This window comes from Gemmatimonadota bacterium, from assembly GCA_039715185.1.
GTDB lineage: Bacteria > Gemmatimonadota > Gemmatimonadetes > Longimicrobiales > RSA9 > DATHRK01.
Genome location: JBDLIA010000067.1, coordinates 1 through 18,339, shown reverse-complemented (window position 1 = coordinate 18,339; position 18,339 = coordinate 1). Strand labels below are relative to the sequence as shown.

At 70.6% G+C, this 18,339-nt stretch carries 13 protein-coding genes; 8 read left to right on the top strand and 5 right to left on the bottom strand.

Annotation, left to right across the window (positions count from 1 at the left end):
• Positions 1 to 170: 170 nt before the first annotated feature.
• The gene (locus ABFS34_11980; protein MEN8376158.1) at positions 171 to 953 is read right to left on the bottom strand and encodes a phenylalanine 4-monooxygenase; all 783 of its coding nucleotides are present in this window, start codon (positions 951 to 953) and stop codon (positions 171 to 173) included.
• Positions 954 to 1,200: 247 nt separating this feature from the next.
• Positions 1,201 to 1,641, bottom strand: coding sequence for an alternative ribosome rescue aminoacyl-tRNA hydrolase ArfB (gene arfB / locus ABFS34_11975; GenBank protein ID MEN8376157.1), 441 nt, complete (start codon positions 1,639 to 1,641; stop codon positions 1,201 to 1,203).
• Positions 1,642 to 1,788: 147 nt separating this feature from the next.
• Between arfB and speA the strand changes: the two genes are divergently transcribed.
• The 3 genes from speA (at position 1,789) to ABFS34_11960 (ending at position 6,564) form a co-directional block, all read left to right on the top strand.
• Positions 1,789 to 3,672 (top strand): biosynthetic arginine decarboxylase, encoded by a 1,884-nt coding sequence (speA, locus tag ABFS34_11970; GenBank protein MEN8376156.1) that lies wholly within the window; start codon positions 1,789 to 1,791, stop codon positions 3,670 to 3,672.
• Between the two features lie 121 nt (positions 3,673 to 3,793).
• Positions 3,794 to 5,179, top strand: coding sequence for a pitrilysin family protein (locus ABFS34_11965; protein MEN8376155.1), 1,386 nt, complete (start codon positions 3,794 to 3,796; stop codon positions 5,177 to 5,179).
• An 11-nt stretch (positions 5,180 to 5,190) separates the two neighbouring features.
• Positions 5,191 to 6,564, top strand: a complete 1,374-nt coding sequence (locus ABFS34_11960; GenBank protein MEN8376154.1) for a pitrilysin family protein — start codon at positions 5,191 to 5,193, stop codon at positions 6,562 to 6,564.
• A gap of 90 nt (positions 6,565 to 6,654) precedes the next feature.
• Here ABFS34_11960 and ABFS34_11955 read toward each other — a convergent pair whose 3' ends face one another.
• A complete protein-coding gene (locus tag ABFS34_11955; GenBank protein MEN8376153.1) occupies positions 6,655 to 7,647 on the bottom strand; it encodes a deoxyhypusine synthase family protein in 993 nt (330 codons plus the stop codon).
• A 107-nt stretch (positions 7,648 to 7,754) separates the two neighbouring features.
• On the opposite strand from ABFS34_11955, the gene ABFS34_11950 reads away from it, so the two are divergent.
• Positions 7,755 to 8,612 carry an EamA family transporter gene (locus ABFS34_11950; GenBank protein ID MEN8376152.1) on the top strand — a complete coding sequence of 286 codons (858 nt, stop codon included), beginning with the start codon at positions 7,755 to 7,757 and terminating at the stop codon, positions 8,610 to 8,612.
• 17 nt (positions 8,613 to 8,629) lie between these two features.
• The gene (locus tag ABFS34_11945) at positions 8,630 to 9,388 is read left to right on the top strand and encodes a TrmH family RNA methyltransferase (protein ID MEN8376151.1); all 759 of its coding nucleotides are present in this window, start codon (positions 8,630 to 8,632) and stop codon (positions 9,386 to 9,388) included.
• Here the strand turns inward: ABFS34_11945 and ABFS34_11940 are convergent.
• Positions 9,366 to 11,288: a hypothetical protein gene (locus tag ABFS34_11940; protein ID MEN8376150.1), complete on the bottom strand. Its 1,923-nt coding sequence runs from the start codon at positions 11,286 to 11,288 to the stop codon at positions 9,366 to 9,368. The two genes, ABFS34_11945 and ABFS34_11940, sit on opposite strands and share 23 nt — an antisense overlap.
• Positions 11,285 to 12,010, bottom strand: a complete 726-nt coding sequence (locus ABFS34_11935) for an HAD family hydrolase (protein ID MEN8376149.1) — start codon at positions 12,008 to 12,010, stop codon at positions 11,285 to 11,287. Before ABFS34_11935 ends, ABFS34_11940 begins: the two co-directional genes overlap by 4 nt.
• Positions 12,011 to 12,183: 173 nt before the next feature.
• Here ABFS34_11935 and ABFS34_11930 point away from each other — a divergent pair, with 173 nt between their 5' ends.
• The 3 genes from ABFS34_11930 to ABFS34_11920 all read left to right on the top strand — a co-directional run.
• Positions 12,184 to 14,727, top strand: a complete 2,544-nt coding sequence (locus tag ABFS34_11930; GenBank protein MEN8376148.1) for a zinc-dependent metalloprotease — start codon at positions 12,184 to 12,186, stop codon at positions 14,725 to 14,727.
• Between the two features lies 1 nt (position 14,728).
• Positions 14,729 to 17,434, top strand: a complete 2,706-nt coding sequence (locus ABFS34_11925; protein ID MEN8376147.1) for an ATP-binding protein — start codon at positions 14,729 to 14,731, stop codon at positions 17,432 to 17,434.
• A gap of 31 nt (positions 17,435 to 17,465) precedes the next feature.
• The coding region (locus ABFS34_11920) for a BTAD domain-containing putative transcriptional regulator (protein ID MEN8376146.1) at positions 17,466 to 18,339 on the top strand (874 nt) is incomplete at its 3' end.

The following is an 18,339-nucleotide window of genomic DNA, read 5'->3' as shown; positions in this document are numbered from 1 at the left end:
GGGGCAAGGCGGAACGACGCGCCGTAGCCGTCGCTACGGCAAGGAGTTCCAACGCCGCATCCGCGGGATGCAGCGCGAGCCGAATGCCTACGGGACTTCCGCAACGGTACACTAGGACCGCTGAGGCTCGGCCCGCCCTTGGTGCTCCCGGCGCGGAGTTCGGCGCCGCGTCAGTCCAGCCGCCCGGCGGCGAGGCGGTGCTCGGCCTCGGCCACGGCCTCGAACAACTCGTCGAACGATTCGACTATGAAGAGCACGTCCTGCAGCCGGTCGATCTCGAACGGCTGGTCCATGACGCCGTCCAGCGAGAAACGCCGGCGATCGCAGTCGGGCCCGAGCGCGTTCGCGGCGTCGGCGTGCGACGAGATGAGCCCGCTGCCGTAGACCTTCACCCGGCCCGCTTCGTGCACCAGCCCGAACTCGACCGTGAACCAGAACAGGCGCGCCATGCGCTCGGTCGCGGCGTCGGATCGCGCGCGCGCGGCCACCGCGCCGAAGCGCTGCAGGAACTCAGCGAAGACCGGATCGGCGTGCAGCGGCACGTGGCCGAACACGTCGTGGAAGATGTCGGGCTCCGGCAGGTAGTCGAGCTGGGCCCGCGGCCGCACCCCCACGGTGGTGGGGAAATGCCGCTCCGCAAGGCACACGAAGAAGTCGTGAGCCGGAATGAAGCCCCTCACGGGGACGGACCGCCAGCCGGTCCTGGGGCCCAGGCGGGCGTTCACGGAGGCCAGTTCGGGCACGCGTTCCGCGCTCAGGCCTATGGCCTCGGCCCCCTGCAGGAACACCCGGCTGCCGGTTTCCGCGAGCGCCGTCATGCGACGCTCGTACAGGATTGTCCAAACGTCGTGATCCTCGGCCGAGTACGCGTCGTAGTCCTGGCGCGCGAAGATCGTCGGGTCCGTGACCGGCGGCAGGCCGGCCGCGGTGGTGTCCGTCTCGGTGTCCGGCATCGGGTTCTCCTTTTCCCCACCTGCGACAAAAAAAGCGGCCCGTGGATTTCCACGGGCCGCTCGCGGCTCGGAGGACTGCGTCGCGATTACGCGCGCACGACTCCCGCTCCACGGCCCGCGCTGCGGGTCGCGTATCGATAGGCGTAGACGTAGGCTGCGTCGAAGCGTCGCGTGTCCATCATGGCTCTATCTGTAACCCGGCTGGTCGCGGTGTCAAGGACGTTGACGGATCGCACCCGGTCGGAGGTCACTCGTCCCCCCGCACCGGCCGGCGATCCTTCTTCCTGGCGGCGCGCTTCTTCTTCTCCGCGAGCCGGCGTTCGCGCGCCGCCCGCGACGGCCTGGTCGGCCGTCGCTTCCTGCGCTCCTGGAGCGCGCCCCCAACCAGCTCGCGCATGCGCTCCAGCGCCGCGTCGCGGTTGCGCAGCTGGCTTCGCGTGCGCGCCGAGACCACCCGCAACACGCCCTCGCCGTGGAGGCGGTTCCCGAGCTTCTCCAGCAGGCGCCCGCGCAGCTCCTCCGAGAGCGAAGGCGACTCCGCGATGTCCCACGACAGCTCCACCCGCGTGGCCGACGTGTTGACGTGTTGTCCGCCCGGGCCGCCGGATCGCGTGGCGCGAAACGCGAGCTCCGCCGGCGCCACGCGCACGCCGGGGCCGAGTTCGATGAGGTCGGGAGGGGAATCCATACCCGCAAGGTACAGGGTCCAGTCGACGCCGTCCCGGTTCGGGGGCCGATGCGGCCCCTTTCCGCACCGCGTCGAGGGCGGCAGCTTACGCGGCCATTTTCGCAATCCGGAACCCCGGAGCGCGGACCCCGGCAACGGCGAGCGGACATGACCTGGACCACGCGCGACGCGCTCGATCTGTACGGTGTCGACGGGTGGGGAGCCGGCTTCTTCGGCGTGAACGAGGCGGGCCGGGTAACGGTGCACCCCACGCGGGATCCGGCGGTCGCCGTCGACCTGTACGAGTTGGCCACGGATCTCGCCGGCCAGGGCGCCAGGCTCCCTCTCCTGCTCCGGTTCCCGGACATCCTCACGGAGCGCATCGCCTCTCTGACCGGCCGCTTCGCGGCTGCACGGGAGGAGTTCGGCTACGAGGGTGGATACACCCCCGTGTACCCGATCAAGGTCAACCAGCAGAGGCGCGTAGTACGCGAGATCGTCAGCGCCGGGGACCCGCACGGCGTGGGGCTGGAGGTCGGCAGCAAGCCGGAGCTCCTGGCCGTGCTCGCGCTCACCGAGCGCACCGATCACCTCATCGTCTGCAACGGCTACAAGGACGAGGAGTACATCCGCCTCGCGCTCATGGGCCAGCGCCTCGGCCATCGAGTGATCGTGGTGATCGAGAAGGTCGGGGAGGTGGAGACGCTGCTCCGGGTGGCGGAAGAGATGGGCGTGGAGCCGCGCACCGGCGTACGGGTCAAGCTCGCCTCCGAAGGGGCAGGCCGCTGGTCGTCATCGGCGGGAGAACGGAGCAAGTTCGGCCTGGGGGCGGCGGAGCTCATACAGGTCGTCGACCGCTTCCGCGACGCCGGGCGGGCGCACTGCCTGACCATGATCCATTTCCATATGGGCTCCCAGATTCCGGACATTCGCAGCATCAAGCGCGCGCTGGGTGAGATCGCCCGGTTCTACGTGGAGCTGTGCCGGTTGGGACTCGAGGTGCGCTACGTGGACGTCGGCGGCGGCCTGGGGGTGGACTACGACGGGTCGCGCTCCACGGCACCCGCGAGCGCCAACTACTCCCTGCAGGAGTACGCCAACGACGTCGTGTACACGCTCGCCGAAGCGTGTCGCGCGGCCGCCGTGCCCATGCCTCACATCATCTCGGAGTCCGGACGAGCGCTGACCGCGCACCACGCGCTTCTTCTGGTCGAGGTGATCGGCCAGGAGAGCTTCTCGGCGGAGTCCCCGGGTGCGCCCCCGGAGGACGCTCCGGCCCCCCTGTTCGACCTGGCGGAGGCCGGCGAGGAGATCGGCCGACGCGGCGTTCGCGAAGTCTACCACGACGTCATGTTCGCCAAGGAGGAGGTGCAGACGCTCTTCGACTCCGGGGTGCTGTCCCTGGAGCTGCGCGCGCTGGGTGAGCGACACTTCAACGCCGCGATCATCGCCCTCGCCGAGCGGGCGAAGCGCGACCCGGAGGAGTACGAGGACATCCTTCCCGACCTGGAGTCCATCCTCACCGACCGCTACTTCTGCAATTTCTCGCTGTTCCAGTCGCTGCCGGACTCCTGGGCGATCGATCAGCTCTTCCCCATCCTGCCGGTGCATCGCCTGGACGAGCAGCCCCGCCGCCGCGGGACGCTGCAGGACGTCACCTGTGACAGCGATGGCAGGATCGACAGGTTCGTGGGTCAGCCTGGCGGCGGCCTGCCGCTTCATTCCCTCCGGGCCGGTGAACCCTACGTGCTGGGCGTGTTCCTGGCCGGCGCGTACCAGGAGATCCTCGGCGACCTGCACAACCTGTTCGGCGATACCGACTCCGTGCACGTGCGGGTGGTTGGTGACGACTACGAGGTGGAGGACGTCGTGCGCGGCGACACCATGACCGACGTCCTGAAGTACGTGGGCTTCGACCCGGCGGACCTCGTCGCCACGTTCCGGCGCAAGGTCAAGAACGCGGCGCTCGAGAAGAACGACGCCAACGCCTTCATCGCGGACTACGTTGCGGGGCTGGCCGGCTACACCTATCTGATCGACAACCTGGCCTGAATGCGGACCCAACCGCCCACGGCTCGCCGCGCGTCCCACCGTATGGACTCGTCACCATTGATCCCGTGAAAACGCATGGCCGAATGAAGGTTGGCATGAACGAACGGCAAGGAGACTCCCGGTGATTCGAAACGTGCGAGGGGGCGCAGCGCTATGCGGCGCCCTCCTAGCGGCGGCCGCCGCGCTCGTCGCCACCGCCCCCGAGGCGGAGGCGCAGGACTTCCAGGTCCCGGTCGAGTACTACCGGCTGGACAACGGCCTGCGGGTGGTGCTGTCCCACGATGCCACGGCGCCGATCGCCACCGTGGCCGTCTACTACAACATCGGGTTCAGGATCGAGCCCCGGGATCGAACGGGGTTCGCCCACCTCTTCGAGCACATGATGTTCCAGGGGTCCGACAACCTCGGAAAGATGGAGTTCGTGCGCCTGGTCCAGTCCAACGGGGGCGTCCTCAACGGCTCCACGCGCTTCGACTTCACGAACTACTTCGAGATAGTCCCCGCGCACACGCTCGAGGTGATGCTGTGGGCCGAGGCCGACCGCATGCGCGGGCTGGCCATCACCGACGTGGAGCTGAAGAACCAGCAGGACGTGGTGAAGAACGAAGTGCGGGTGAACGTGCTGAATCAGCCCTACGGCGGGTTCCCGTGGCTCGACATGCCGCAGTACGCGAACGAGAACTGGTACAACTCGCACAACTTCTACGGGGAGCTGGAGGACCTGGACGCCGCCACCGTGGAGGATGTGACGGCGTTCTTCAGTCAGTACTACGCCCCCAACAACGCCGCGCTCGTCGTCGTGGGCGACTTCGACGATGCCCAGGCCAGAATCTGGATCGAGCAGTACTTCGGAGACATTCCGGGCACCCCGGCCGCCGAGACGCCGGACATATCGGAGCCCAGGCAGGAAGAGGCCAAGCGCTTCCAGAAGACCGACGACAAGGCGACCCGCCCCGCGCTCGCCATGTCCTGGCACGTCCCCGAGCGAAACACCGACGACTACCTGGCCATGGGGCTGCTGGCGCAAATCCTCACCGAGGGCCGCGACAGCCGTCTGTACCGCTCGCTCGTGCAGGAGAACGGCTTCACGGGCGGCGTCAACGGCGGCATCAACCTTCTGGGGAACCAGTTCAACATCAACGGGCCGACGCTCCTCACGGTGTCGCTGTTTCACGACGAGGAAACGGCGGCCGACGACATCCTGGCAGTCGTGGACGAGATCGTCACCGACCTGCAGGCCAACCCCGTGAGCGAGGAGGAGCTGGAGCGCGCCCGGGTGAAGATGCGCTCGTCGATCCTGAGCTCGGTGGAGGCCGCGTTCGGCTTCGGCAGGGCGGATCTGCTGGCCGCGTTCGCGTTGTTCGACGATGACCCGGCACGCATCAACGGACTGCTGTCCGCGTTCGACGACATCACCGCCGAGACCGTGCTCGCGACGGCCCGGGAGTACCTGCGACCTACCAACCGGACCGTTTTGGAAGTCGTCCCGGACCGGCCTGCCACGTGAGGAGTCAAGCCATGAAAATGATCGGATCGGCGCTCGCCGTCCTGGTGGTTGCGGCGCCTCTCGCGGCGCAGGTCGCGCCGCCCCAGCCGGGCACCCCGCGGGAGTTTCGCGTGCCGGCACCGACGGAGTTCACGCTGGACAACGGGCTCCGCGTGACGATGGTCCAGTACGGCGCGGTGCCGAAAGTCAACGTCCAGGTAGTGGTCAGGACCGGCAACATCGACGAAGCGCCCAACGAGGTCTGGCTCGCCGACCTTACCGGAGACCTCATGGAGGAGGGCACGGTTTCGATGGACGCGGGCGCGGTCGCCGAGGCGGCGGCCAGCATGGGTGGAGCCGTCTCGGTGGGCGTCGGCATGGACCAGTCATTCGTGACGGGCACGGCGCTATCGGAGTTCGGACCGGACATGGTGCGCCTGGTGGCCGACGTGATTCGTAGCCCCCGCTTCCCCGAGGACGAGCTCGAGCGCCTCAAGGGCGACCGCATCCGTAGCCTGTCCATCTCCAAGAGCCAGCCGCAATCGCAGGCACTGGAGCGCTTCCGGGCGGTGCTGTATCCGAACCACGCTTACGGCCGGATCTTCCCCACCGAGGACATGGTGAGGGGGTACGACGTGGACCAGGTGCGGGCATTCTACGGCGGCAACTACGGCGCGATGCGGTCGCGGCTGTTCGTCGTGGGGCGTTTCGACCCGGACGCGGTCGAGGAGGCAGTGCGGGAAGCGTTCGGCACGTGGGAGCGTGGCTCCGACGCCGCGCCCGCGGTGGCGCAGTCGAGCGGAACGCGCGCCGTATACTTCGTGGACAATCCGGGCGCGGTACAATCCACTCTCTACGTGGGCCTACCCGTGATCGACCCGTCGCACCCGGACTTCGTCGGACTTCAGGTGACGAATGCGCTGCTGGGAGGGTCGTTCGGCTCGCGCATCACGAGCAACATCCGTGAAGACAAGGGCTACACGTACAGCCCTTTCAGCACGCTGTCGTCACGCTGGCGCGACGCGTATTGGGCCGAGGTGGCGGACGTAACGACGGACGTCACGGGCGCCGCCTTGGGTGAGATCTTCCTCGAGATCGACAGGCTGCGCTCCGAGGCGCCGCCCGCCGACGAGCTGACCTCGATCCAGAACTACATGGCGGGCACCTTCGTGCTCCAGAACTCCAGCCGCGGCGGGATCATCAACCAGCTCAACTTCGTGGCGCTCCACGGGGTGGGCGAGGAATACCTGCGCGCGTACGTGGACCGGGTCTACGCGGTCACCCCTCAGGAGGTGCAGCGCATGGCGCAGGAGTACCTGGACCCGCAGGACATGGTGATCGTCGTGGTTGGCGATCGCACTCAGGTGCTCGATCAGGTCCGGGAGTTCGGCGACTTGATCGAGTAGGCGGCCCGACGGGACGCCGCGGTGAGGCCGCGGCGTCCCGGTTCGCGGGCGCGGGCTCCGCGAGACACCACCCGTCCAGCCCCGGTTGCGCTACCAGCCGAGCAGATAGGCGAAGATGAGGGGCGCGACGATAGTGGCGTCCGACTCGATCACGTGCTTGGGCGTGTCCACCCCCAGCTTTCCCCAGGTGATCTTCTCGTTCGGGACCGCCCCCGAGTAGCCGCCGTAGCTCGGCGTGGAATCGGAGATCTGGCAGAAGTAGCCCCACAGGGGGATGTCGTCGCGGCGCAGATCCTGGTGCAGCATCGGCACGACGCAGATGGGAAAGTCGCCCGCGATGCCGCCGCCGATCTGGAAGAAACCGAGCGAGGAGTCGCCCGCCACCTGCGAGTACCAGCGCGCCAACTCCATCATGTACTCGATGCCGTTGCGCACGGTGTGCACGTCGGCCAGATCGCCGGCGATATGGTGCGCCGCGTAGATGTTGCCGAGGGTCGAGTCCTCCCAGCCCGGCACGAAGACCGGCAGCGCGCGCTCCGCGGCGGCCACCATCCAGCTGTCCCGCGGGTCGATCTGGTAGTGCTCCTTCAGGGCGCCGGACCCGATGACCTCATACAGCGCCTCGTGCGGGAACAGCCGCTCGCCCGCCTCCTCGGCTCGAGTCCAGACCTCCAGGACCGCCCCCTCCAGGCGACGCATGGCCTCCTCTTCGGGGATGCAGGTATCGGTCACGCGGTTCAGACGTCGCTCGAGGAGCGCCTGCTCGTCGGCGGGGGTGAGGTCGCGGTAGTCGGGCAGGCGCTCGTAGTGCTCGTGCGCGACCAGGTTGAACAGGTCCTCCTCCAGATTCGCGCCGGTGCAGGAGATGCCGTGCACCAGGCCGCGGCGGATCATCTCCGCGAGCGAGCGACCCAGCTCGGCGGTGCTCATGGCCCCGGCCAGTGACACGAACATCTTGCCGCCCGAGTCCACGTGCCGCCGGTAGCCTTCCGCGGCGTCCACCAGCGCGGCGGCGTTGAAGTGGCGGAAGTGGTCGCTGAGAAACCTGCCAACGGCGCCCAGCGTGGCTTCGTGTCCGGTCATCGGCGGCGTCCTCGGGTCGTTCCGGCTGAGGGCCGCACAACGTAGGCGCGGGGTTGGTCGGCGGCTACCGTGGCGGGAGGGTGGCGGGCCGGCCATGTTGCGTCCCCGTGTGGCTGATTCTAGCGCTGATCGCGGCGGTCGGGATTGCGACCAGGGAGGTCCTGGTCAAGCGCGCCCGGCGCGCCGTGGACGAGTTTCGGGTGGTCTTCTGGGCCGCCGCCGGGGCTGCGCTGCTGCTGCTTCCGCTGGCGATCGTCGCGGGCGAGCCTCTCCAGGACGGTTTCTGGGGTGCTCTCGCGGTATCGGGCGGCATCAACGCGGTCGCGGCGCTGCTGATAGCGCGGGCGGTGCACGGCTCCGACCTGTCCCTCGTCTCCCCACTCAAGAGCCTCACGCCGGTGTTCATGCTGGTGACCGCCCCGCTCATCATCGGCGAGACGGCCTCCGCCGTGGGCATGGCCGGAGTCGTGGTGATCGTCGCCGGCGCCTACCTGCTGTCGGAGCCCGAAGGGGAAGGAATCCTGGCTCCGTACCGGGCCCTGGCGCGAGATACGGGCGCCCGGGAAATGCTCGTCGTCGCGGCCATCTTCAGCGTGTCCGCGGTGGTCGACAAGATCGGCGTGATTGCGTCGGGCCCGTTCGCCTGGGCGGCCGCCATCAACGTCTTCGTGGCGATCTCGGTCGCTCCCTGGGCGCTCGGCGCCTGGCGTCAGGGGCCGCAGCCCGCGCGCGGCGCGACAGCGGACCTAGCGGGAGCGGCGCTGGCGACCGCGGTCGCGCTCGCGGCTCAGATGGCGGCCATCACCCTGACCGCCGCCGCCTACGTGATCGCGGTGAAGCGGACCAGCGTGCTGTTCGCCGTGCTGGCCGGCGGCCTCCTCTTCGGAGAGCGGGCCACGCGCAGGCGGCTGGTCGCCGCGCTCATCATGCTGGCGGGCTTCGCTCTCGTCACGCTCGCCGGTTGAGAAGGGAGAGAAGCGAGATGCCGGGACGCGACCCGGGCGGTATCGTCGAACGTTTTCGCCTCGCCCGGCGCGACCAGCGCCTCGCCGTGCTGGAGGGGTTCCACCCGCTCAAGCACGCGCTCCGCTTCGGCGCCCACGTCGAGGAGGTCATCTGCTCCGACGCCGCCGCGCTGGCCGGCCTGGTGGGCCGCCTGGCCCCCGACACCGCGGACGCCATCGAGCGGCTCGCGCCCGAGCCGGTCTCCGGCGAGCTGTTCGCGGCGGCGGCCCCGCGGCCGCCGTCCCCGGTTCTCGCCATCGCGCGGCGGCCCGACCCTCCCCTGCCCTACGCCCCGGACGCGCCACTCGTCGTGCTCGATCGGCCCACCCATCACGGCAACGTCGGCGCGGTGGTGCGCGTCGCGGCGGCCGCGGGCGCGGGCGGGGTCTTCGTGCTCGAAGGAGTCGATCCGTGGCACCCGGCGGCGCTGCGGGGGGGCGCCGGCCTGCAGTTCGCGCTCGCCGCGGAGTCCGGGGACGCGGTCCGGCTGGGAGGCCTGTGCGAGGGACGCGCGCGCGTCGCGGTGATCCCGGGGGCGCCCCCCGCCGCCGAGCCGCTGCCCCCAGGCGCGGCGCTCCTGTTCGGCGCCGAACGGGCGGGGCTGGGTCCCGAGCTGGAGCGAAGCGCGCGCCGCGTGGTGGGCATCCCCATGCGGCCGGGGGTGTCCAGCCTGAACCTGGCGACCGCCGTCGCGGTGGTTCTGTACGGAGAGATCAGCCCCCGGTTCGTTCGATGATCAGCTCGCGCTCGGCGTGGGCGTCGGCGCGCCCGGGCGCGCCGGCACTCACGCGCAGCAGGTAGGTCCCGGACGGGACCTCGGCCGGGATCTCGACCCGCATGGCGCGGAAGTAGGCCCCGTCGGTCGGCCGCGCGGCGTCGACCCACTCGATCCGCACCGGGGGATCACCCCCGCCGAATCCAAGCCAGCGCCCCAGCCGGCCGAAAAAACCCTCGCCGGGCTTTCTCAGCGACAGGTCGAAGGTGATGGCCTCGCCGTCCTCGTCCAGGCCGTACACCTCCCAGGCCACCGCCACCGCCTGCCCGGGCGCCACCCGCGGGCGGGCCAGCATGAGCGCCAGCGCCCGGTCCAGAGAGGTCGCGTCGGCGCTCGGCGTGAATGCGACCAGGTCGGAGACGTCGGTTACGCCCGCGGGCAGGCTGTCGCGCCTCACGCCATAGCGGGCGCGCGCGGCCTGGCCGCCGGCCGCCACGACCTCCACAGACGCCACGTACGCGCCCGCGGGCACGCGCGCCGACTCGACGACGCGCCTGACGACGCGCCCGGCGCCTTCGGCCGCCGGCCTCTCTCCGGGCGCGGCCAACCGATCGGAGCGCACCTGGCGCGCCGTCTCCGGGCCGGGTGGCCAGGGTTGCAGAGCCAGGCCGACGAAGCCGCGCCCGTCGCCCTCCGACGGCTCCCCGCGAAGCGCACCGCCGAGTCGGGCCGCGGCCGTCGTCGGCGTCTCGATCGCCGCGACCACGAGCAGCGAATCGCCACGCCGGAAGGTCGCCAACTGATGGACCGCCGCCGGAACGCTGTCCGCGTACGCGGGCGAGTATCCTTCCCGGCGCGGGCGCTGCTCGGGATGCCACGGACCATCCGCGGCCGGGATGGGGCCGGCGATCAGCTCCCCGGGCGGGATGAAGGCGATGCCGTCGTCCTGCTGGTGGCCGATCACCGCCGTGCCCGAGGTCGCCATGGCGCCCGAACTTCTGCGCGTGCGCTGCCACGCCACCTCCCAGCCGAAGCGCACGTGAAGTTCACGCAGGTCGTCGCCCCAGGGGATCCCGAACGCGTTGCGGGCGTCCTCGTGGATCCTCACCATGACGCGGCGCGCGTGGTGCTCGCTGCGCCGGTCGTTTCCCTCCGCCAGCCAGAACGGATCGGCCAGGAGCCACAGCCGCTCGAGGAAGGCGGCGGAGTCAGCCGCCTCGTGCAGGAGGCGGGTCGCCTCCCGGTCGAGGATGTCGCGCATGTCCCGATCCACCGCCCCGAGCCATGCCGCGCCACGGACGGCCGACTCGAACGCGGCTTCGGCGTCGGCGAAGCGCCCCGCCACGTGCAGCACGAGCCCGAGCAGCGCGTCGCACCAGCCGCCGTCGTGGCTGTCGGGGTCGCACGACCGCGCGAGCCGCTCCGCCGCCTCCAGGTGCTCCGCGCGCGCGGCAACCGCGCCGGTCGCCCCGGCCACCTGCGCGCCCTCGACGCGGTAACGGACCCGCTGACCGAGGATCCACCCGTCCCCCGGACTGCGCGCCGATAGTCCCGCCAGCTCCGTCAGGAGACCCAGCCGCGCGCGGCCCACGTCGGCCGGCTCCGGCGGCGGATCCCGGTCGCCGCTTTCGGGCCGCCAGCAGAATCGGCCCACGATCTCCCCGCACGCGCCACCGCCTCCTCCGACCGTCCACGGCATGTGCACCCGCCTGACCCGTTCGAAGCGGGCCTGGGCGGCGCGCGCGGCTGCCAACGCTGCGGGATCCGGAGAGGTCTCTCGGACCGGGTCCTGAGCGCCCAGAGGCGCAGCGCCGGCCATCACCAGGGCGGCGAGCGCGCAGATCAGCGGGGCGGCCGGGCCGGTGACCCCGAGCCCGCGCTGGCCCGTCGGCGCGGCAGCCCGCCCTCGTGCGCCGCTCATGCGTCCCCGGAAAGCCCCCGGAGGAAGGCGGGCACTTCGGCGATCGTGTCCAGGCGCGTAAAGGGCACGCCGTCCAGCGCCTCGTCCGTCACTTCCTCGTGGACCCAGGTGGTGTGGTAGGGTATGTGCACCGCCACCGCTCCCATCTCCGCCACCGGCAGGATGTCGGAGCGCACCGAATTGCCGACCATGACGAAGCTCGCGGGGTCCCCGCCGTGGGTGTTCAGGACACGCTCGTAGGTGTCGCGATCCTTGCGCGACACGACCTCCACGTAGTCGAAGTAGTCCCCCAGGCCGCTGCGCGCGACCTTGGTTTCCTGGTCCATGAGGTCACCCTTGGTGATGACCATCAGGCGATAGCGGCTCGCGAGCCGCGGAATGACTTCGGCTACGCCGTCGAGCAGCTCCACGGGGGCCCGCAGCATCTCCTGACCCAGCGCCAGGATGCTCCGGACTTCCGTCCCGGATACCGCTCCCTGCGTGAGGTCCAGCGCGGTCTCGACCATCGACAGCGTGAACGCCTTCACGCCGTAGCCGTAGTGGCTGAGGTTGCGGATCTCGGTCTCGTAGAGGCGCTGCTCTATCACCTCCTCGTCGCAGTAGCGCAGCAGCAGCTCACGAAATCGCTCCTGCGTGTCGGTGAACATGCGCTCGTTGTGCCACAGGGTGTCGTCCGCGTCGAAGGCGACGAGCATGGAGTCGGCAGTGGTTCGAGCAGTCATCGCCCTCCTCGGGAGGCCATCTCCTTCACGGTGTCAACACGGCCGGCCTCCCGCAATGGCTCCTCGGGCCGCTTCCCGCAGGCGCCTCCTCGGCGGCCGCCGGCAATGGCCCGCCCACCCCGCCGGCGGTAAACTATCGGGCCGACTCGACACGAACCCTCACGAGTACTGCCATGACCAGCAGTCCGATCTGGCCGTTCGCCTCCAACCGCCGCTGGGCCGCCTCCTCGGTGCTGCTCGCGTGCCTCGCGTTCGCCGGTTGCGGCCCCTGGGCCTCCGCCGCGGCGCCTACCCCCGATGGTGCGCAGGCCAAGCCGTCCGGCGACACCGACGAAGCCGACGCGCTGGAGCCCATCGCCTCGGTCTTGCCGGACGACGCCGAGGCGGACAGCGGACTGTTCGTCGTGCACCGCTCGGACGACAAGCTGTACTTCCAGATCCCCGACTCGATCCTGAACCGCGACGTGCTGCTCATCTCCCGGATCGCGCGCGTTCCGGCGGACATGGGGGGCTTCATTCCGGCGGGCTTCAAGGCCGGTGAGCAGGTGCTGCGCTGGGAGCGGAGACGGGATCAGATCCTGCTCCGCAAGATCAGCTACCGGCGCGTCGCGGCCGATTCCCTGCCCATAGCGATTTCGGTCATCAACAACAACTTCGCACCCATCGTGGAGGCGTTCGACATCGAGGCCGGCGGGCCGGACGACGACGCCGTGCTGGTGGACGTGACCGAGTTCTTCGAGGGGGACGTGCCCGCGATCAGCGGCCTGACGCGCGCGCGGCGCCAGCAGTTCGGCGTGAGACGCCTGGACGACGACCGCAGCTTCATCAACTACGCGCGCTCCTTCCCTCTCAACGTCGACGTACGGCATACGCTCACGTACGAGGCTACGGAGCCGCCCTCGGACGCCAACGCGGGCACCATTTCCATGGAGATGCATCAGTCCATGGTGCTGCTGCCCGAGGAGCCCCTGCGGCCGCGACTCGCCGATCCACGCGTGGGTTGGTTTACGGTCGAGCAGGTCGACTTCGGGCTGCCCACGCAGAAGGCGGGCACGCGCAGCTACATTCGGCGTTGGCGCCTGGAGCCCACGGACCCAGCCGCCTACGCGGCCGGCGAAGTGGTCGACCCGGCGCGGCCCATCGTCTACTACCTGGACCCGGCCACGCCCGCCGAGTGGCGCCCGTGCGTGCGCCAGGGCATCGAGGATTGGCAGCCCGCCTTCGAGACGGCGGGCTTCAGCAACGCCATCCTGGCCCGCGACCCTCCCAGCACCGAAGAGGATCCGGAGTGGTCGGGTGAGGACATCCGCTACTCGGTCGTCCGCTGGGCGGCCAGTACCACGCGCAACGCCCAGGGCCCGAGCGTTTCCGACCCCCGCACCGGCGAGATCCTGGAGAGCGACATCGTCTGGTATCACAACCACATGCGATCGTACCGGAACCGCCTGATGCTCGAGACCGGCGCGGCCAACCCGCTGGCGCGTTCGCTGCCGATCGACGGCGGTCTCATGTGCGAGGCCATGCGCCAGGTGATCGCCCACGAGGTGGGACACGCGCTCGGCTTGCCGCACAACATGATCGCGAGCTCCGCCTATCCGGTGGACTCGCTGCGCGTCGCTGATTTCGCGCGCCGCATGGGCGTGGCGCCTACGATCATGGACTACGCCCGCCAGAACTACATCGCGCAGCCGGAGGACGGGCTCGCGGGGGCCGACTTCATCCGCCAGATAGGGCCCTACGACCACTACGCGATCAACTGGGGCTATCGCGTCCTGGCCAGCGTCGAGTCGCCGGAAGAAGAGAAGCCAACCCTCGACCGCTGGATTCTCGAGCGGGCGCACGACCCGATGTATCGCTACTCGCCGCAGCGCGTCGGCCTGCTGGTCGACCCCCACGCGCAGACGGAGGACCTGGGCGACGACCCGGTGCGCGCGAGCGGCTACGGCATCGCCAACCTGCGGCGCGTGGCCCCGAACCTCGTGACCTGGACGGCCACCGCCGGCGAGGACTACACGGACCTGCAGGAGCTCTACGGGGAGCTCCTCGGGCAGTGGAACCGGTACGTGAGCCACGTGCTGGCGCTGGTGGGCGGCGTCTACGAAACGCTCAAGGCGAGCGACCAGACCGGGCCCGTGTACGACCCGGTGCCGCGCGACCGTCAACGGGAGGCGGTGGCGTTCCTCGGCGAACAGGTGTTCGACGCCCCCACCTGGCTGAACGACCCCCAGATCCTGAACCGCATCGAGCACGCGGGCGGCGTGCAGCGCCTGTCGGCCATGCAGGTGCGCTTGCTGGGGGCCGTGCTGGACGCCCAGCGGCTGCAGCGGCTCGTGGAGATCGAGGCGCTCGGCAACTCGGACGTCTACCGGCTGGCCGACCTCCTGGACGACGTGTCCAACGAGGTGTGGCGCGGCGCGGCCGCCGGCCGCGGCCAGGACGTCTACCGACGCCAGCTTCAGCGCGGCCACCTCGAGCGGCTGGAAGCGCTCATGACCGAGGAGGCCACGCTGCCGCCCAGCTCGCCCTTCTTCTGGCGCACGCCCGTGGACGTCAGCCTGTCCGAGGTGCGGCCGCTCGTGCGCGCGCAACTGGTGCGGCTCCGTGCCGACGCCCGGCGCGGCGCGTCCGCCGCCGGCGACGCGGTGACGCGTGCGCACCTGCGGGACGTGGTCGAGCGCGTCGACGGCATCCTCGAACGAGTGCGCAACGGCGAATGACGTGACCGCTCCGGAATCCCCCGCACCGGACTTCCTGCACGACGCGATCATGGACGCCGTCGTGTTCGCGGCCGAGCTCTTCCTCGGCGGCGGGGACTGGCACGCCAACCTGGACCTCGTGCTGGCCCGGCTCGGCGAGGCCGCCGGCGTGAGCCGCGCCTACATCCACGAGCGCTCCGTCACCCCGGCCGGCAACACGGTCACCCGGCGCGCCGAGTGGGTGGGCACGGGAGTAGAGCCACAGATCGACAATCCCGCTCTGCGCGACCTCTCGCTGGCCGCGTCCGGACTCCCCGCGTGGGAAGAAGGGCTCGACGCTGGCCGGATCATGCAGGCCAACGTGGACGGCGTCCCGCGCGAAGCGCGGCGGTTGATGGCGCCGCAGTCCATCGAGTCGATCGTCAACGTGCCCATCCACGTGGACGGCGAATGGTGGGGGTTCATAGGCTTCGACGAATGCAGGTCGGAGCGCGTGTGGACCATGTCCGAGCTGAGCGCGCTGCGGGCGGCGGGTGAGCTGCTGGGCGCGGCGATCGGCCGCAGGCGACTGGAAGCGAGTATCGAGGAACAGCGTCGCCAGGCACGCCTGCAGGCCGACGTGGGCGCCCTGGTGACGGCGGGAGGACTCGGGGACGGGGCGTTCGCCGAGCGCTGCGTGCGACTGCTCGTGGACCGCCTCGAGGTGGAATACGCGGGTCTGTGGGAGGCCGATCGTGGCGGAGAGCACCGCCTGCTCGCCGGCCGCGGACGCGCCGAAGAGCCGCTGGCGCCGGAGGCGATCGACGCCGCCGCGGTGACCCGCGCCCACCCGGATGATCCCGTGACGGCCTCGTCGTGGGCCAGCGAGCGCGGCCTCTCGCACGCCGCCGCGTTCCCGTTGCTGGTGGGCGAGGAAAGGGTGGGCGCGGTGGCCATTCTGGACGCGCGGCCCATCACCGACATCGCCCGGGAGGCGCTCTGGTCGGTATCGGACGAGATCGCCCTGGCCCTCAAGCAGGGCGCGTCCATCCGGCAGCTGCGCGGCCAGGAGGAGCGCATCCGTGCGCTGGTCGCGACGGCTCCGGACGGCATCCTGGTGGTGGACGAGGGCTGCCGGGTGGTCAGCGTCAACGCCGCGCTCGAGGCCATGCTCGGCGCGACCGCGGCGGAGCTCGCCGGGCGAGAAATCGGCGCGCTCCTTCCTGAGCGGTCGCGCGGCGAATTCCTCGACGGGCTGCGCGGATACATGGAGACCGGCCGGCGCGACCCCGACTGGACGAGCCGGGACTGGAGCTGGGCCACGGCGGACGGGCGCGAGATCCCCGTCGAAGTCTCCTTCGGCGAATATCAGGACGGCGGCCGCCGCTTCTTCACGGGCTTCGTGCGCGACGTGACGGACAGGAGGCGGGCCGAGGAGAACGCGCGCACGCTTATCCGCGAGCAGGCCGCCCGCAGCGAAGCCGAGGCGGCGCACCGCCGCTCCGAGTTCCTGTCCGAAGCGAGCCGCGCGCTGGCGACCTCCTTCGACTACACGACGACGCTGGCTTCCCTGGTGCAGCTGGCGGTCCCCGAGATCGCCGACTACGGCTGGGTCGACGTGCTCCAGGACGGCGACACGCTGCGCCGGGTCGGCGTGGCGCACGTGGACCCTCAGCTCGAGCCGGTGATCCTGTCGCTGCTCCGGCAAGCGCAGGACTACCAGGAGGACAGCCCCCCGCTCGCCCGCGTCTTCGACGAAGGCACCGCGGTCAGCATGCCCGACGTGGACCTGGAGGAACTGCTCGAGGCCGCGCCGGACGAGGACTACCGTACTGCGTTGCGAAAGCTGGACCCGGTGTCGTGCCTGGCGGTGCCCGTGCGAGTGCGCGACCGGACGGTCGCCGCGATCGTGCTCAGCTACTCGTTCTCGGGGCGGCGCTACGACCGCGAGGACCTCGCGCTGGCGCGGGACCTGGCCGCGCGCGCGGCGCTGGCCGTCGAAAACGCCGAACTCTACATGCAGGCCCTCGAGGCCAAACGCGGCCGAGACGCCGTCCTGGGCGTCGTGGCTCACGACCTGCGCAATCCGCTCAACACCATCGGCATGGCGGGTCAGGCTCTCGAGGAGACGTCGGACCACATGTTTCAGCGCTACGGCGGGGCGATCCGCCGGTCGGTATCGCTCATGAATCGGCTGATCGGGGATCTCCTCGAAGCGAGAGAGTTGGATGGCGGGGCGCTCCGCCTGCAGCTCCGGCGCGAAGACCCTTGGCACATCGCCGAAGAGGCGATCGCCACGCTGCAGCCGATCGTGGCAGCGAAGGAACTGACCCTTTCGGTGAAGCACGCCGGCGAGCCCTGCGGGGTCGACGTGGACCACGTCCGCATCCTTCAGGTCATCTCCAACCTGGTCGGCAACGCGGTGAAGTTCACCCCCGCCGGGGGGGCGATAGAAATCCAGTGCGAGGCGGAACCGGAGCTGGTCCGTTTTTCAGTGCGAGACACCGGACCGGGCATCCCCGCGGAGCAGCTTCCGCACGTATTCGGGCGCTTCTGGAAGGCCGACGCGGAGGATCGCCGTGGCATCGGCCTGGGCCTGGCGATCGCGGAGGGCATCGTGCACGCCCACCACGGGCGCATCTGGGTGGAGAGCGAGCCGGGGTGCGGCGCCACGTTCTACTTCACCCTGCCCAAGCCGCCGCCGGAGGCGGCTCCGCCCACGACCCGCGTCGTCGTGCCCATTTCCTGAAGGACCCGATCGAATCCCGGAGTTGCCTGCCTTGATTCGCCTCAGCTTGCTCGGCGGCGCCGCCCTGGTCGGCCCCGACGGACCGGTGCGCGGGCGCGCCGCGCAACGCCGCCGCCTGGCGTTCCTGGCGATCCTCGCGGCGCGGAGGGGTGAGGGCGTCAGCCGCGACCGCGTGGTAGGCATGCTGTGGCCCGACCACGACGAGGACCGCGCCAGGCGGCTGTTGTCCGAAGCCCTGTACGTGGTCCGCAAGGAGCTGGGCGAGGCGGTCGTGGAGACCCCGGGCGACGACCTGCGGCTGAACCCCGACGAACTCCCCTCGGACCTGGGCGCCTTCCTCTCGGCGTTGGACGCGGGCGATCGAGAGGCGGCCGTGGGCGCCTACGGGGGTCCGTTCCTGGACGGCTTCTTCATCGACGACGCGCCCGAGTTCGAGAAGTGGGTGGACGGCGAGCGGGATGCGCTGGCTCGAGCGTATGGCAAGGCGCTTCGTGAGCTGGCGGAGCAGGCCGCCGGGGCCGGCGACGTCCAGGCGGCGGCGCGGTGGTGGCGCCGGTTGGCGGCGCACGATCGCTACGACGCGAGCATCGCGCTGGGCCTCATGCGCGCGCTCGAGGCCGCGGGCAACCGGGCCGAGGCGATTCGCCACGCGCAGGTGCACGCGGCGCTCCTGCGCGAGGACCTCGAGGCGGAGCCCGACCCCGAGGTCGAGGCGTACGGCCTGAGGCTCAGGGACGAGCCGCAGGCGGTGGGGCTGGCCCCGGACGCCGAACACGTCCCGGATCCAGCCACCGGCGCGCACGCGCCGGGAGAAGCTACCCCCGAGCCGGCCGGTACGCCCTCCGCGCCCACAGTCCCCGAGCCCTCCGCGGCGCCGCGACCGTCGCGCCGACCGCTCCTCGCGC

Bases quoted from the DNA above. Each gene is read 5' to 3' on its own strand.
- ABFS34_11980 (MEN8376158.1), bottom strand. From the start codon at position 953: ATGCCGGACACCGAGACGGACACCACCGCGGCCGGCCTGCCGCCGGTC.
- arfB (MEN8376157.1), bottom strand. From the start codon at position 1,641: ATGGATTCCCCTCCCGACCTCATCGAACTCGGCCCCGGCGTGCGCGTG.
- speA (MEN8376156.1), top strand. From the start codon at position 1,789: ATGACCTGGACCACGCGCGACGCGCTCGATCTGTACGGTGTCGACGGG.
- ABFS34_11960 (MEN8376154.1), top strand. From the start codon at position 5,191: ATGAAAATGATCGGATCGGCGCTCGCCGTCCTGGTGGTTGCGGCGCCT.
- ABFS34_11955 (MEN8376153.1), bottom strand. From the start codon at position 7,647: ATGACCGGACACGAAGCCACGCTGGGCGCCGTTGGCAGGTTTCTCAGC.
- ABFS34_11945 (MEN8376151.1), top strand. From the start codon at position 8,630: ATGCCGGGACGCGACCCGGGCGGTATCGTCGAACGTTTTCGCCTCGCC.
- ABFS34_11940 (MEN8376150.1), bottom strand. From the start codon at position 11,288: ATGAGCGGCGCACGAGGGCGGGCTGCCGCGCCGACGGGCCAGCGCGGG.
- ABFS34_11935 (MEN8376149.1), bottom strand. From the start codon at position 12,010: ATGACTGCTCGAACCACTGCCGACTCCATGCTCGTCGCCTTCGACGCG.
- ABFS34_11930 (MEN8376148.1), top strand. From the start codon at position 12,184: ATGACCAGCAGTCCGATCTGGCCGTTCGCCTCCAACCGCCGCTGGGCC.